Source organism: Streptomyces viridifaciens (genome assembly GCF_001888885.2).
Lineage (GTDB): Bacteria > Actinomycetota > Actinomycetes > Streptomycetales > Streptomycetaceae > Kitasatospora > Kitasatospora aureofaciens.
In genome coordinates, this window is sequence record NZ_CP090841.1 from 950035 (window position 1) to 965401 (window position 15367).

13 protein-coding genes are annotated in these 15367 nt (G+C 74.8%); 5 read left to right on the plus strand and 8 right to left on the minus strand.

What is annotated here, in order from left to right; all coding sequences use genetic code 11:
• The first annotated feature begins 25 nt into the window (after positions 1-25).
• The gene (locus tag BOQ63_RS11685; protein WP_223885906.1) at positions 26-763 is read left to right on the plus strand and encodes an ATP-grasp domain-containing protein; all 738 of its coding nucleotides are present in this window, start codon (positions 26-28) and stop codon (positions 761-763) included.
• 82 nt (positions 764-845) lie between these two features.
• Positions 846-1250: a RidA family protein gene (locus BOQ63_RS11690; RefSeq protein ID WP_072654193.1), complete on the plus strand. Its 405-nt coding sequence runs from the start codon at positions 846-848 to the stop codon at positions 1248-1250.
• Between the two features lie 70 nt (positions 1251-1320).
• Here the strand turns inward: BOQ63_RS11690 and BOQ63_RS11695 are convergent, their stop codons facing one another.
• Complete coding sequence (locus BOQ63_RS11695) at positions 1321-2736, minus strand: MFS transporter (RefSeq protein WP_072654194.1); 1416 nt, start codon at positions 2734-2736, stop codon at positions 1321-1323.
• A gap of 130 nt (positions 2737-2866) precedes the next feature.
• On the opposite strand from BOQ63_RS11695, the gene BOQ63_RS11700 reads away from it, so the two are divergent.
• Entirely contained in the window at positions 2867-3850 is a 984-nt protein-coding gene (locus tag BOQ63_RS11700; protein ID WP_030288570.1) for an ArsR/SmtB family transcription factor, read from the plus strand.
• A 386-nt stretch (positions 3851-4236) separates the two neighbouring features.
• On the opposite strand, the gene BOQ63_RS11705 is transcribed toward BOQ63_RS11700, so the two are convergent.
• Positions 4237-5415, minus strand: a complete 1179-nt coding sequence (locus BOQ63_RS11705; RefSeq protein WP_033354918.1) for a geranylgeranyl reductase family protein — start codon at positions 5413-5415, stop codon at positions 4237-4239.
• 227 nt (positions 5416-5642) lie between these two features.
• Here BOQ63_RS11705 and BOQ63_RS11710 point away from each other — a divergent pair, with 227 nt between their 5' ends.
• Complete coding sequence (locus tag BOQ63_RS11710) at positions 5643-7007, plus strand: dipeptidase (protein ID WP_072654195.1); 1365 nt, start codon at positions 5643-5645, stop codon at positions 7005-7007.
• Here the strand turns inward: BOQ63_RS11710 and BOQ63_RS11715 are convergent.
• The gene (locus BOQ63_RS11715; protein WP_150475816.1) at positions 6983-7810 is read right to left on the minus strand and encodes a DUF4184 family protein; all 828 of its coding nucleotides are present in this window, start codon (positions 7808-7810) and stop codon (positions 6983-6985) included. The genes BOQ63_RS11710 and BOQ63_RS11715 overlap by 25 nt on opposite strands.
• A gap of 167 nt (positions 7811-7977) precedes the next feature.
• Positions 7978-9045 carry an NUDIX hydrolase gene (locus BOQ63_RS11720; RefSeq protein WP_030288564.1) on the minus strand — a complete coding sequence of 356 codons (1068 nt, stop codon included), beginning with the start codon at positions 9043-9045 and terminating at the stop codon, positions 7978-7980.
• Positions 9046-9488: 443 nt separating this feature from the next.
• Between BOQ63_RS11720 and BOQ63_RS11725 the strand changes: the two genes are divergently transcribed.
• Positions 9489-10403 (plus strand): PfkB family carbohydrate kinase, encoded by a 915-nt coding sequence (locus BOQ63_RS11725; RefSeq protein ID WP_150475817.1) that lies wholly within the window; start codon positions 9489-9491, stop codon positions 10401-10403.
• Positions 10404-10539: 136 nt separating this feature from the next.
• On the opposite strand, the gene BOQ63_RS11730 is transcribed toward BOQ63_RS11725, so the two are convergent.
• The 4 genes from BOQ63_RS11730 to BOQ63_RS11745 all read right to left on the minus strand — a co-directional run bounded on the left by BOQ63_RS11730 (position 10540) and on the right by BOQ63_RS11745 (position 15188).
• Entirely contained in the window at positions 10540-11466 is a 927-nt protein-coding gene (locus BOQ63_RS11730) for a C40 family peptidase (RefSeq protein WP_072654197.1), read from the minus strand.
• A gap of 328 nt (positions 11467-11794) precedes the next feature.
• Positions 11795-13216 carry an acyl-CoA synthetase gene (locus BOQ63_RS11735; protein WP_030288556.1) on the minus strand — a complete coding sequence of 474 codons (1422 nt, stop codon included), beginning with the start codon at positions 13214-13216 and terminating at the stop codon, positions 11795-11797.
• Positions 13217-13394: 178 nt separating this feature from the next.
• Positions 13395-14357: an electron transfer flavoprotein subunit alpha/FixB family protein gene (locus tag BOQ63_RS11740; RefSeq protein WP_084768068.1), complete on the minus strand. Its 963-nt coding sequence runs from the start codon at positions 14355-14357 to the stop codon at positions 13395-13397.
• A gap of 45 nt (positions 14358-14402) precedes the next feature.
• On the minus strand, positions 14403-15188 hold the full coding sequence (locus BOQ63_RS11745) for an electron transfer flavoprotein subunit beta/FixA family protein (protein ID WP_150475818.1): 786 nt from the start codon (positions 15186-15188) through the stop codon (positions 14403-14405).
• Positions 15189-15367: the final 179 nt, after the last annotated feature.

The window sequence follows — 15367 nt, forward strand, 5'->3', positions numbered from 1 at the left end:
GCGCATCAACGAGACCGGTCTCCAGTTGCGCACCGCCGCCGGGCTGCGCGGCCTGCGGGCTCGCACCGCCGCCTCCTGGCGCGCACCGCGCGAACTGCTCGGCGCGCCGGTCCACGTGTACGGCGGGCCGCTGTTCGCCGACGCGGTCGGCCGGGAGCTCGGGCTCGCCCTGCTGGAGCCCGCCGAGGACTGGCTGGCCAGGCTGCCGCGCGCGCTGACCGGCCGCCGGGTGTCCGCGACGACGCTGGCCGAGGCCCGTGCGCTGCGCGGCCCGGCCTTCGTGAAGCCCCCGGCGGACAAGCTGTTCCCCGCCCGGGTCTACCTCGACGGCGGCGCGCTGCCCGGTCCCGAGCTGCTGGACGGCGACACGCCGGTGCTGGTGAGCGAGGTGGTGCGGTTCCGCGCGGAGTACCGGCTGTTCGTCCTGGACGGCATGGTGCGGGCCGGTTCGCGCTACGCGGTGGACGGCGACCTGTCCGTGGCACCGCTCGGGCGGGACGGCTCCCAGGTACTGGCCTTCGCCCGTGATGTGCTGGTCGCCTCGGCCGCGCAAGCGCCGCTGCCGAGCGCGGTGGTGGTGGACGTCGGGCCGACGGACCACGGGTGGGCGGTGGTGGAGGCCAACGCCGCCTGGGCCAGCGGGGGTTACGCCGCCGGGCCGGAGGACGTCCTGGACGTGGTGCTGCGCTCCTCCGGTCCGGCCACCCAACTGACCGGCACCGACGTGCCGTTCCTGCGCGAGCTGCCCGAAGTGGTGTGCTGACGGCGCCGGTTGGGTGCGCCGGGTCGATCGGCCGGCGTCATCGCTTGCGGCACCGGCGGGCGATGCCGCACGATCGTGCGCCATGACCACCAAGCACCTCACCCACATCACCGAGCCGCCCGGCGTCGCCCCCGGGACCGGCTACACCCAAGTCGTCACCGGCAGCGGTCGACTGGTCCAGGTCTCCGGGCAGGTCGCCTTCGACGAGCACCGGAACCTGGTCGGCGCGGGTGACCCGAAGGCGCAGGCCCGCCAGGTCTTCGAGAACCTGAGCCGCTGCCTCGCCGCCGCCGGGGCCGACTTCTCGGACGTCGTCAAGTTCACCTTCTTCATGACCGACATCGCCCACCTGCCGGCGATCCGGGAGGCCCGCGACGAGTACCTGGGCGACCTTCCGCTCCCGGCGGCCTCCGCGGTGCAGGTCGCCGCGCTGTTCCGGCCGGATGTACTGATCGAGATCGAGGCGATGGCGATCGTCCGGGCGTAGCCGCCGGCCAGGCACAGGGTCGCGGCGCGTCACGGGGCCGCGGCGGGTCAGGCGGTCCGCATCCCGGGCGTCACGCCGCCGGCAGCCGTGCGTCCCGCCGTCCGGCCCACCGGACGGCGTGGCCCATCGCCAGGCCAGCCGCCGCGAGCACCGCGCCCAGGACGGCCCAGCCGGCCGGCCCGTAGCCGATCACCGCGGTGCTGACCAGCGCCGGACCGGCCATCAGCGCGGCGGCCGTACCCGCGTTGAACACTCCCTGGTAGGCGCCGTGGCCGCGCTCGCCCGCGAGGTCGTAGCTCAGTGCCCAGCCGCCCGCCTGGCCCATCACCTCGGCGAGCGACTGCAGCGCGATCCCCGCCAGCACCACAACCGCGGCGAGGATCCCGGGCAGTCCGTGCGCCAGGGCGAGGACCAGGCAGGAGGCGGCGAGCAGCAGCCCGGCACGACGGCACGCCCGGGCGGCGGCCGTCCGCTCCTCGGTGCCGCGGGTGGCCCGCACCTGGAGGGCGATCACCATCAGGGTGTTGACGACCAGGCTGCCCGCGACGGTGATCCGCGGCGCGGCGGTCTGCTGGACGATCCACAGCGGCACGCCGACCTCCAGGACGGCGAACTGCAGGCCGAGCACCGAGCACAGCGCGGTCACGGCCAGGAAGGGGCCGTCGCGCAGCGCCGGATTGCCCCGGCCCTGCTTGACGCCCTTGTCGACGGGATCCGAAGGGTTCGCGGCGCCGGACCTGGCCGCGGCGCCGGAGCCGCCCTCGGTGCCGGACACGCCAGGCGTACCGGCCCGGTCCCGGGACTCGGCCGCCACCGAGGCCGCTGCCGGCGCCGCCACCACCGGCAGCCGGTGGAGCAGGAACGCGACGGCCACGTAGGAGACGGCGTCGGCCAGGATCGCCGACAGGTAGACCGCCCGGGTGTCGAGTTGGAGCGCGATCGCGCCGAGTCCCGTCCCCAGGCAGATGCCGATGTTGGTCACCACCCGCAGGTGGGCCCGGCCGGCCACCCGGCGGTCGGCGGGCAGCACCTCGGCGTAGAGCGCGTTCCGGGCCGCGGACGATCCCCGGTCGACGGCGGAGACGGCGCAGGCCAGGACCACGAAGGCCGGATAGCTGTGCACGAACACGTACCCCGCGGTGCCGACCGCCTCCGCCGAGACCAGCGCCACCAGGACCCTGCGGGCACCCCAGCGGTCGGCAGCCCGACCGGCCGGCACGCTGGCGACGACCCCGCAGAGGCCGGCGGCGGTCATCCCGAACCCCAGCTGGGCGGCGCTCAGGCCGAGCACCCGGGTGAAGAACAGCACCGCGACGGACAACGAGAGGCCGTTGCCGACCGTGTTGACCAGGGTGATCCCGGCGAGCCGACGGACCGTCGGATCGGGGTGCAAGCGGCGCCGGAGGGCCTCGGGCAGGCGGCCGGACCGGCCGGGTTCGGGCATGGCGAAGGACGGGGCGGAGGACTCCGCCGGTGAGGTGGTCATGCCGTCGATTCCACCGCCGTCCGGGGTGGAGCAGGTACTCCTTTAGGCTCTGGCTAAATCTCTGCGGGTCGGCAGCTGGTAGCCGGACCTCGCGTCGGCGTCGGACGTCGGCATCGGGAGGAGAACGCCCGTGCACCGCTTCACGCTCCGCCTGGCCGACCTCGCCAGCACCTGGTTCGCCTACTCGCCGATCCTGGAGGCCACGCTCAGCCTGCGGATGTGGAGCCACCCCGGCGTGTACCGGCTGCAGAGCCGGGCCTTCGAGCAGCTCCGGCCCTCGTTCGAGCGCCTGGACTCCCGGCTGCTGTTGTCACTGGTCGCCGACAACCGCTGGGTCCCCGACTTCCTGACGCCCCGCCCGTCCGCCCCCGCGCCCGAGTTCCGCACCGAGCTGGCCACCGTCCGCGGACTGCCGCCGGAGCTGCTACGCGGCGAACTGGAGCAGACCTTCCGGCCGAACGGGCAGCCGCTTCCCGCCCTGCTCGAAGCCGGACTGGCGGACCCGGAGCGGCTGTTGGCGCGGATCTGCGACGCGCTGGAGGAATACTGGGAGGTCTGTCTGGCGCCCACCTGGTGGCCCCAGGCCCGCGCGGTGTTGGAGGCTGACCTGGTGTACCGGGCGCGGGTGCTCGCCCAGCACGGCGCGGCGGCACTGTTCACGGACCTGGACCACCGGCTGCAGTGGACGGACGGCGTGCTGTCGATCAACCGGCACTGGACGGACGGGGACGTGGAGACCGCCGTGGACGGGCGCGGGCTCGTGCTCTGCCCGACCTTCTTCGTCCGGGGCGCGATCACCATGATCGACAGCAGCCGCGCGCCGCAGATCAGCTACCCCGCGCGCGGGCAGGCGGGCATGGCCGGCCAGGGATCACCGGTGCCGCCGCAGGCCCTGGAGGCGCTGGTCGGCGCCCCGAAGGCCCGACTGCTCTCGCTGCTCGCCGAACCGGCCTCCACCACCGAGCTCGCCTACCGCCTCGGCGTCACCCCGGGTGCGGTCAGCCAGCACCTCTCCGTCCTGGCGGCCACCGGCCTGGTCACCCGAGCCCGGCACGGGCGCTCGGTGCTGTACCGGCGCAGCGTGCTCGGGGACGAGCTGACGGGTGGCAGGTGACAGCGAACAGATTTCTACGGCGCGGCCCCGGCCGGTTCGCGGAGGGGGCCGGCACCCGCGGGTACGACAACCTCATCACGGGCGTCTCCGGACCGACCGTCTACCACGACGCCAAGTCCGTTGCCACGTAAGGCCGCACGGGCGCCAACGGCCAGTGGTGGACCTTCGACGCCCCCTGGTCGATCGCCCGGAAGACGGCCTCCCCCAAGTCGAAGGACCTGCTGGGCGCGATGGTCCGGGAGATGTCCGGTGACACCCCGTCCGGCACCCTGATGAGCTCGCTCGACACCGGGCTCAACCAGCGGGCCCCGTAAGACGGACGGGGCCGACGCTCCTCCCCCACCGGAGCAGCGCCGGCCCCACCCACGCGTGCCGACCGGGAACAGCTACCGCGCCGCCATCGCCATCAGCTTGCGCGCCGCCCGGTTCTGCCGCAGCAACTGCGCGAAGGTCGTGTGCCCCTGGGTGGTCCGGGCGAACGCCCGCCACGCCGCCGGCACCAGGCAGACCGCCGCGTGGAACAGGTACGGCCGCCGCTCGAAGGCGCCCAGCAGCTGCTTGCCCGCGCGCATCTCCACGCCCAGCCCGGCCTTGACCGCGAACGCGTAGTTCAGCGCCTCGCGCCGCACCGACGCCGCGTCGCCCGCCTCCGCGACCCGCACCGCCCACTCGCCGGCCAGCCGGCCCGAACGCAGCGCGTACGAGATGCCCTCGCGGGTCCACGGCTCCAGCAGCCCGGCCGCGTCCCCGGCGACCAGGACCCGGCCGCGGGAGAGCGGCGAGTCCTCCGCCCGGCAACGGGTCAGGTGCCCGGACTCGACCCGCGGGGCGAAGCCGGACAGGCCCAGCCGCCGGATGTAGTCGGCGAGGTACTGCTTGGTCCGCTCGCCGTCGCCGCGCGCCGAGATGACGCCCACGGTCAGGCTGCTGGTCTCGGTCTTCGGGAACACCCAGCCGTAACTGCCGGGCAGCGGGCCCCAGTCGAGGTGGATCCGGCCCGACCAGTCGGCGGCGACCTGCGGCGGCACCGGGATCTCGGCCTCCAGGCCGAGGTCGATCTGGTCGAAGGTGACGCCCACGTGCCGGGCGATCCGGCTGGCGCTGCCGTCCGCGCCGACCACCGCACGGGCCTCGAAGCTGCGCCCGTCGGCCGCCGTCACCAGCGCCGTCCGGTGCTCGCCTCCGCGCTGCTCGACCCCGGTGACGGTCACCCCGGTGACCAGCACCGCCCCGGCCTGCTTGGCCGCCTGCACCAGGCGCAGGTCGAACTCGTCCCGGTTGACCAGCCCGAACAGCATCCGCCTGGCCCGGCGCGTCCGGGTGTACCGGCCGTCGTAGGCGAAGGTGACGGCGGACACCCGGTCCTGCAGGGGTAGTTCGAAGTTCGGCGGCAGGCTGTCCCGGGAGGGGCCGATGATGCCGCCGCCGCAGGTCTTGTAGCGGGGGTGCTCGGCCTTGTCGAGCAGCAGCACCCGGCGGCCCTGCGCGGCGGCGGCGTACGCGGCCGAGGCTCCGGCCGGTCCGGCGCCGACCACCACGACGTCCCAGACGCCGTCGGGCGGCAGCGGCGCCTCGTCGAGCGGGCTGTTGAGCGGGCTACGGGAATCGGGGCTTCCGGAGTCTGTCACGTCGAGCAATCCTATGCGTCCGGCCACCGGCCCGGACGCCGCACCGCCCGCCGATCCCGATGGTCCCCGGAAGCCCTCGAACGCCTCCGCCTATGATCGGCGGTACCCCAACCGATCTGCTCCGCCCGAACCACCCCCGGGCGGACCGCCCCCTCGGAGCACCGATGTCACAGCCCCTGGCCGACGCCGTCCGGTCCCTGATGGACCGTGCCCGCACCGACCTCGCCGAGCTGGTCGCCTTCCCATCGGTCGCCGACCCGCGCCAGTTCCCGGTCGAGGAGTGCCAGAAGGCCGCCCAGTGGGTCGCCGACGCCTTCGCCGCCGAGGGCCTGGGCAACATCCAGCTGCTGGACACCCCGGACGGCACCCAGTCCGTTTACGGCGAGCTGCCCGGCCCGGACGGCGCCCCGACCGTCCTGCTCTACTCGCACTACGACGTCCAGCCCCCGCTCGACGAGAACGCCTGGCTGAGCCCCGCCTTCGAACTGACCGAGCGTGACGGCCGCTGGTACGGGCGCGGCGCCGCCGACTGCAAGGGCAACATCCTGATGCACCTGACCGCCCTGCGGGCGCTGCGCCAGGTGTACGGGGACGGCTACCCGGTCGGCCTGAAGATCATCGTGGAGGGCTCGGAGGAGCAGGGCACCGGCGGCCTGGAGCGCTATGCCGAGGCCCACCCCGAGCTGCTCGCCGCCGACGTCATCGTGATCGGGGACACCGGCAACTTCGCCCCTGGCCTGCCCACCGTGACCACCTCGCTGCGCGGCATGACGGTGGTCGAGGCCTCGGTCACCACCCTGGCCGGCAACCTGCACTCCGGTGCCTTCGGCGGCGCCGCCCCGGACGCTCTGCAGTCCCTGGTCCGGATGCTCGCCTCGCTGCACGACGAGAACGGCGACGTCGCGGTCGCCGGGCTGGCCGCCGACCAGCCCTGGGAGGGCGTGCAGTACCCGGAGGAGCAGTTCCGCACCGACGCCAGGGTGGTCGACGGCGTCGAGCTGACCGGCACCGGCACGGTCGCCGACCGCCTCTGGGCCCGCCCGTCCGTCACCGTCCTCGGCATCGACGCCCCGCCGGTGATCGGCGCCACCTCCTCGGTGCAGGCCGCCGCCAAGGCGCTGATCAGCCTGCGCGTCCCGCCGGGCATGAGCTCGGACGCCGCCCAGGACGCCCTGGTCGCCCACCTGGAGGCGCAGGTCCCGCTCGGCGCCCGGCTGACGATCCAGCGCCAGGGCAACGGCGCCCCGTTCCGCGCCGACACCGACGGCCCGGCCTACGAGGCGATGGGCGAGGCGATGGCCGAGGCCTTCGGAACCCCGATGGTCACGGCCGGCGAGGGCGGCTCGATCCCGCTCTGCAACACCCTGCGCTCGCTCTACCCGCAGGCCGAGATCGTGCTGATCGGCGTCGAGGAGCCGACCACCCAGATCCACGCCGTCAACGAGAGCGTCGACCCGCAGGAGCTGGAGCGGATGGCCCTCACCGAGGCCCTGTTCCTCCGCCGCTACGCCGAACTGCGCTCCAGCTGACGCGAGTTCGCACCGGTTCCGGGCCGCCCGCCACGCCACCGGCGGGCGGCCGCGACCACCGCCGCGTAGCCGACCGCGCCCACGGCGAGCCCGGCCCCGGCACCGAAGCACACCTCCGGGACGAAGTTGCGCCGCAGCGGGCTCAGCCGGTGCAGCACCCCGGCCGCCGTCGCCGCGCCCAGCGCCGCGGTGGCCAGCCGCCGGGTCCGCGGCGCGAGCCGCACCGCCGGGCGCACCGGCTCGACGGCCCGCACCGCACGCACCGCCCAACCGCCCATCGCGGCCAGCGCGAGCGCCGAACTCCCGTACTGCAGCGCCTCGTAGACCGGGACGCCGGCCACCTTCCGGTCAAGTACGGGCAGCAGCCGCACGCCCAGCCGGCCGCCGTGGGTGAACGCGTCCCAGCCGACGTGGGTGGCCGCGCCGACCGCCGCCGAGACCAGGAACCACGCCGCGTCGACACCCCGCACGGCCGCGCCCGCACCTCCGGGCCGCCGGGCCGTCAGCGCCTCCGCGCCGCCCGCCCACCGCTCCGGCAGCAGCCCCACCAGCGGCGCCCGCAGCAGCCCGTGCCACCCCGCCACCAGCGCACCGGCGATCGCCACGTCCAGCGTCGGCACCGCCCACCAGGCGTGCGTCAGACCTCCGCGCCCGTACACCCCGGGCAGCAGGGATTCGGCGAAGAACGGCACGTCGGGCGCCATCGACCCGGCCACCAGCGCCGAGGCCACCAACGGCCCGCGCTCCCCGGCGGCGCGCAACAGGGGCAGGACGGCGGCGGGGTGGCTCAACGTGAACGGCATGCCTCCATCCTGACGCCCCCACCGCCCGCCCGACCAACCAGGGCCCCGCCCTCCCCGCCCGGTGGCCCGCCCGGCCGGGCCCTTCCTCCACCGGGCCCGCCCTCCCGCCGGATCGGCCCGCTCCGCCGGGCCCGCGCTCCCCGCCGCGTCGGCCGTCCGCTCCGCGCCTACACGGCGTCCGCCGTACTGGCCAGGCCGAGCGCCACCCGGCACCCCGCCTCCAGATACCGCAGCTCCCCGCTGCGCCGGGCGTCCAGCGCCGCCGCGAGACGCCGGTAGCGGCTCGGCGGCAGCAGGTCGGCCGCCTCGTCCAGCGTGACGAACCGGCAGCCGCGCAGCTCCTCCTGCTGCAGCAACAGGTTCTGCCGGCCCGCGGCGTCCAGCAGCCCGCCGTCGTACATCAGCCGCAGGCCGCCGCGGCGCGGGCCGGTGCGCGGCTCCCAGTCGACGGCGAGCAGGCGCAGCACCGAGGGGTCGAGCCGCAGCCCCAGCTCCTCGGCGGTCTCGCGCAGGGCGGCGTCGGTGGGGGCCTCGCCGCGTTCGACCACGCCGCCGGGGAAGTCCCAGTCGGGCTTGTAGACCGGGTCGACGAGCAGTACCCGGTCCTGCTCGTCGAAGAACAGCACGGCCGAGGCCACGGTGTCCCCGGTCGGGTCGGGGGCCTGGACGATCGGGCAGCGCGCGTCGCCGACCCGGACCAGCTCGGCTATCCGGTGCGCGGTCTCGCGCGGGGTGAGCGCGCTGGTGTCGAGCATCCGGGCGTCGCCGACCAGCCAGCGGCGGGCGGCCCGGTAGCGGGGCAGGTGTTCGAAGCACCAGGTACGGACCCGCTCGGAGGCCTCCGGGTCACCGGGGCACTCCTCGCGGCGCGCTATCCGGTCAAGAAGGATCGTTTCTTCTGGATCCAGGACGAAGTGGTGCACCGCGATCCCGTGCGCGGCCAGGTCGCCGAATATCTCGTCCCGGTAGTCCTCTCTCAGCAGCGTCATGGGCACCACCAGCGGGCCGCCGACCTCGCCGATCAGCGCGGCCGCCGTCTCGGGCACGAGCCGGCGCCAGGCCGCGAGGTCCTGGAAGTCGGACACCGTGGCCAGCCGGTCGGCCGGGAGCATCCGGCGCAGCCCGAAGCCCACCAGCTCGGGATCGAAGAGCACGCTCCCCGGCAGCAGTTCCACCAGCTCGCGGCAGGCGCTCGTCTTGCCCGCCCCGAATGTGCCATTGACCCAGACGATCACAACGTCCCCTGCCCTCGACTCGCCCCGATGCCGTTCGCACCGGGCAGCGCCCCCGTCGGCCGAACCAGCGCCACCCGTGGTGGTACCCGCGCGATGCCGCTCCCCAAAACTGCTCGCCGCGCCCGCCCGCGCGCCCCGGCCCACCCCTTGACAGGGGCATGTGCCCAGGCCACGGGCCCGGTACGGACATGTACGGACCGGCCGACAACAAAGCCGCACGCCGCGGCCACCCCCTGCGCACGGGAAGTCGGACCGGCCGACTTCCCGTGCGCGCCCCTCCCGTACGCCGCTCGCGCCGCCCTTGCGCCGCCCGCGCCCCTCCCAGCCACGACCCGGCCGCCCTCAGTCCACTCTCCCGCCCCCGACGCCGGCCCTCCCCGCCCTCCGCCTGCCTCGGCGCGTACCCCTTGCGCCGCCCCCGCCCCGGCACGTACAGAGGAACGATGAAGCTGCTCCCCGCCGGCCGGGTCATCGTCATCGGCTCGGTCAACACCGACCGGATCCTCCGCTGCCCCGTGCTCCCGGCGCCGGGCGAGACCGTCCTCGCCGCCGACGCCACGCTGGGGTTCGGCGGCAAGGGCGGCAACCAGGCGGTGGCGGCGGCCCGGATGGGAGCCGCGACCCACCTGGTCGCCAAGGTCGGGCGCGACGCCGACGGGGAGGCGGCGCTCGCCGATCTGCGCGGCGCGCAGATCGAGACGGGCGCCGTGCACACCCACCCCGACGCGCCCACCGGTCAGGCGATCGTCATGGTCGAACCCGGAGGGGAGAACAGCATCGTGGTCGTCCCCGGCGCCAACGCCCGGCTGACCCCGGAGGAGGTCATGGCCGCCCTGGCCCGGCTCCACCTGCTCCCGGTCGATGTCGTGCTCACCAGCAACGAGGTCCCCGCGGAGTGCATCCGCGCCACCGCCGCCGCCCTGCCCGCCGCGGGCCCGAACGGGGGCACCCGCTGGCTGCACAACACCGCCCCGGCCGGCGACCTGCCCGGTCGCGGCCCCACCGGCCGCCGCCCCTTGGTGGTGGCCAACGCCGTCGAGGCCCGCCAGCTCACCGGCGCCGCCACCGCCACCGAGGCCGCCCGTGCCCTGGCCCGGCTGGCCGAGGGGGCGGTGGTCACCCTCGGCGGCGAGGGGGCCGTGGTCGTCACCGGGGAGGGACTCACCCGGCTGCCCGCACCCGCCGTCCAGGTGGTCGACACCACCGGCGCCGGCGACGTGTTCTGCGGCGCACTCGCCGCCCGGCTCGCCCGCGGCGCGGCCCTCGCCGAGGCGGCGGCCACGGCCGTGGCCGCCGGGGCCTTCGCCGTCACCGCGCTCGGCGCCCGCGGCGCGCTTCCCCGCCCGGCGGACCTCTGATCCACCGGCTGCTGACCGACCGATTGCCGACCTGCCGGCTGCTGACCGACCGCCGGCCGACCCGCGTCGGGCCGCAACGGCCCGCAGGCGTGCGGGGCACCCGGCCCGCCGGCTCGGGCGCCCCGCATCGGATGTGCTACGGCCGTCCCATGAACGCCGGGTAGTACCCCTTGCTGATCGACGAGATCCGGATCCGCGTCCCGGGCCGCGCGGCCTCCACGTACTGGTTGTTGCCGAGGTAGATCGCCACGTGCTGGATGCCCCGGGCGGTCCCGTTCGGCGACCAGAACAGCAGGTCACCGCGGCGCAGCTGGCTCGCCTTGATCGGCGTGGTGGCCGCGTACTGGTCGTTGGCGACCCGCGGCAGGGCGATGCCGCCGCGCCGGAAGGACTGCTGCACCAGGCCCGAGCAGTCGTACCCGTCGGGCCCGTTGCCCGCGGTCCGGAACGGCTTGCCCAGCTGGGCGAGCGCGTACTGCACCGCCGCCTCGACGTTGCGGTCCGCCGCCACCGAGCCGCTGGAGGCGCCGCCCGAGGAACCGGACGAGGAGGAGCCGCCCGAGGAGCCGCCGGTCCGCTGCAGGTAGACGTCGTAGTGGGAGGTCCAGCGCCACTCCCCCTTGGTGTTCTTGAACCAGTACCGCGAGCCGTCCCAGCCCGGCTTGATCCCGCCGTTCGAGGACTTCGACGACGACGTGGACGACGCCGCGGACGAGGACTTGGGCGTGGACTTCGAGGAGGACTCCGCGCCGCCGGTCCGCGCCAGGTACACGCTGTAGTGGCTGGTCCAGCGCCACTGCCCCTGGCTGTCCTTGAACCAGTACCGCGAGCCGTCCCACCCGGCGTGCGCCGGCGCCCGCTCGGCCGCGGCGGGGCTCACACCGGTGCCGAGGCCGATGGCCCCCACGCCGACCGCGATCATGGCCGCCATGCCGATCCCCCGGCGGATCCGCCCGTCCCGCGCGGGACGGGCGGCGTTGGCGGAACGGGCCTCGGTGGCGGGGGCGTGCTGCCCGGTCGGTTCGTCGGCGACATCCGGCGCGCCGGTGTTGACGGTGGTCATCCTGCTGACTTCCTTCACTGCTGCGAACGCCTGCGGCGTACGGCCGCCGAACGGGCGGCTGCGGAAACTGCTGCGGACACGCGGTACGCCCCGGCACGGCCGGTTCGTACGGCTCGGCAGATCCCGTCCGACATGCCGGGGCCTCCGGCCGTGCGACCGGAAGCCGCGGCATGTCGCCCAGGGATTCAGTTCTGCCTGCGTGTCACGTTATGCACGCGTCCGCTCACTGCGCGCAGTGGAGTGCGCCAAAGGAAGGTTTCCGGGTGGGGGAGCCGACGGCGCATCAGGATGAACACCCGTCACCGCGGGACGTCCCGACGCCCCCTCATCAGCGGCCCTCGGCCTCCGCCAGCAGCTGCTTCTTCAGCACCTTCCCCAGGGCGTTCCTGGGCAGTTCGGGCACGAGCACGACTCGGCGCGGCCGCTTGTGCACCGAGAGCCGCTCCGCCACGAAGGCCGTCAGCTGTTCCTCCGTCACAACGCCGTCGGGGATGACGTACGCGACGATCACCTGTCCGAGGTCCTCGTCCGGCGCGCCGACCACCGCCGCGTCGGCGACCGCCGGGTGGTCGCGCAGCGCGGCCTCCACCTCGCCCGCGCCGATCCGGTAGCCGCCGCTCTTGATCAGGTCCACCGACGCGCGCCCGACGATCCGGTGGAAGCCGTCCGCCCCGATCACCGCGACGTCACCGGTGCGGAACCAGCCGTCGGCCGTCCAGGCCTCGGCGTCGGCATCCGGCCGGTTGAGGTAGCCGCTGAACAGCGTGGGGCCGCAGACCTGCAACTCACCGACGCTCTCCCCGTCGTACGGCACCGGCTCGCCGTCCTCGCCGACCAACCGGGTGCGCACCCCCTCCAGCGGCAATCCGACGCTGCCGGGCCGCCGTTCACCGTCCGCCCTGGTGCTGACGGTGATCAGCGACTCGGTCATCCCGTAGCGCTCGATAGGGGCGTGCCCGGTGAGCGCCGCCAGCTTCTCGAACACCGGTACCGGCAGCGGCGCACTGCCGGAGACCAGCAGCCGGGCCGAGGACAACCGCCCGGCCGCCTCCTGATCCGCCGCCAGCCGGGACCAGACGGTGGGCACGCCGAAGTACAGGCTGCCGCCCGCCGCCGCGTACCCCGCCGGGGTGGGCCGGCCGGTGTGCACCAGCCGGCTGCCGGTGCGCAGGGCGCCGAGCACACCGAGCAGCAGTCCGTGCACGTGGAACAGCGGCAGACCGTGGACGAGGGTGTCCTCGGCGGTCCACTGCCAGGCGGCGGCGAGGGCGTCCAGGTCGGCGGCGATCGCCGCGCGCCGGATCACCGCACCCTTGGGCGCGCCGGTGGTGCCCGAGGTGTAGAGCACGAAGCCCGTCGCGTCGGGGGCCGGCTCGGCGAACGTGGTCGACGAGCGCTCGGCGGGGTCGACGGGCAGGGCCGTCACCGACGCCCCGTCAGGCGCGGCCTCTCCGGCTGCGTGCGCCAGCAGCGCCGCGCCCGAGTCGCGCAGGATGTGCTCGCGCTCCTTGGGGCCCGAGTCGGGCGGCAGCGGCACCACCGGGACGCCCGCCAGCAGGCCGCCGACCACGGCGGTGACCGTCTCCAGGGTGGGCCGGGCGAGCACGGCGAGCGCGGGAGCCCCGGCCACCCGGTCGGCGACCGCGGTCGCCGCGCCCAGCAGCGCCTCCCGGGAGAGCGCCCGGCCGTCGATCCGCAGCGCGTCCGCCGCGTCGCCGTGGTCGCCCTGAAGTGCCGTCAGCAGTGCCATGCTTCCGTCCTCGCCCTCGTCCTCGTCCTGATCGCGCGGCGGGCTCCCGCGCCCGGCCGCCGTCGGGCCGACTCTACGGGCCGGCGCGGCGCCCCCCTCCGGCACGGGGGCGGAAACGGCGGAGGGCGTGGCACCGAGCACCCGGTGCCACGCCCTCCGGTCCACGGGACCGCTCGGATCAGCCCTTGCGGGCCTTCACCTCGGTGGTGAGCTGCGGCAGCACCTGGAAGAGGTCGCCGACCACGCCGTAGTCGACCAGCTCGAAGATCGGGGCCTCGGCGTCCTTGTTCACGGCCACGATGGTCTTCGAGGTCTGCATGCCGGCCCGGTGCTGGATGGCGCCGGAGATGCCCGCCGCGATGTAGAGCTGCGGGGAGACCTGCTTGCCGGTCTGGCCGACCTGGTTGCTGTGCGGGTACCAGCCGGCGTCGACGGCGGCGCGCGAGGCGCCGACGGCCGCGCCCAGCGCGTCCGCGAGCTCCTCGACCACGCCGAAGCCCTCGGCGGCACCGACGCCGCGGCCGCCGGAGACCACGATGGCGGCCTCGGTCAGCTCGGGGCGGCCGGTCGAGACGCGCGGGGTGCGCGAGGTGACCTTGGCGGCGTTGCCGGTGAACTCCACCGACACGTTCTCGACGGCGCCGGCGGCCGGAGCGGCCTCCGGGGCGACGGCGTTCGGCTTGACGGTGATGACCGGCGCGCCCTTGGTGACCTTGGACTTCACCTGGAAGGACGCGGCGAACACCGACTGGGTGGCGACCGGGCCGCCGTCGCCGGCCTCCAGGTCGACGGCGTCGGTGATGATGCCGGAGCCGATCCGCAGCGCGACGCGCGCGGCGACCTCCTTGCCCTCACCGGAGGACGTCACCAGCACGGCGGCCGGGGACACCGTCTTGGCGATCTGGGCCAGGGCGTCCACCTTGGGGACGACCAGCTGGTCGGCGAACTCGGCGCCGTCCGCGACGTACACCTTGGCGGCGCCGAACTCGGCGGCCTTGGCGGCGATGTCGGCGGCCGCGGCACCGGCGCCCAGGACGACGGCGGACGGCTCGCCGATGCGGCGGGCCAGGGTCAGCAGTTCGAGGGCCGGCTTGCGGACCACACCGTCGGCGTGGTCCACCAGAACCAGGATCTCAGCCATGATTCGTTGCTCCTGATCGATCGTTGGATGCGCTGACGGGCGGGACTAGATGAACTTCTGGTCGGCGAGGAAGGCGGCGAGCTGCTTGCCGCCCTCGCCCTCGTCCTTGACGACCGTGCCCGCGGTGCGCGCCGGGCGCGCCGCCACCGAGTCGACCGCCGTCCACGAACCCGCCAGGCCGACCTCGTCGGCCTCGATGCCCAGGTCGTCCAGGTCCAGCGACTGCACCGGCTTCTTCTTCGCCGCCATGATCCCCTTGAAGGAGGGGTAGCGGGCCTCGCCCGACTGGTCCGTCACCGAGACCACGGCCGGCAGCGAGGCCTCCACCAGCTCGGTCGCCGCGTCACCGTCACGACGGCCCTTGATCACGCCGCCCTCGACCGACACCTCGGACAGCAGCGTCACCTGCGGCACACCCAGCCGCTCCGCCAGCAGCGCCGGCAGCACACCCATCGTGCCGTCCGTCGACGCCATGCCACCGATCACCAGGTCGAACCCGGTCTTCTCCAGCGCCTTCGCCAGGATCGCCGACGTCGCCAGCACGTCCGAACCGTGGATGTCGTCGTCGTTCACGTGGACGGCCTTGTCCGCGCCCATCGACAGCGCCTTGCGCAGCGCGTCCTTCGCGTCGTCCGGACCCACCGTCAGCACCGTCACCTCGGCACCGTCGTTCGCCTCGGCGATCCGCAGCGCCTGCTCGACGCCGTACTCGTCCAGCTCCGACAGGAGGCCGTCCACGCCCTCCCGGTCGGTGGTGTGGTCGTCCGCGAAACGACGGTCACCCGTCGCGTCCGGCACGTACTTCACACAGACAACGATCCTCAAGCTCACGGCCTTGTCTCCTGTACTGGTCTCGTCCGGCGGCTGCGGCGTGCAAGCGGGCGCGAACACGGCACGCACCCGCTCCGGGCAGCGAGTTTCCCGTGCCGGTCCGGAACTTCCTGGCAGCATACTCGGCGGTACACCAGCGGTCACTACTGGCCAGTAGCTTATGCCGGACGGCCCGGGTC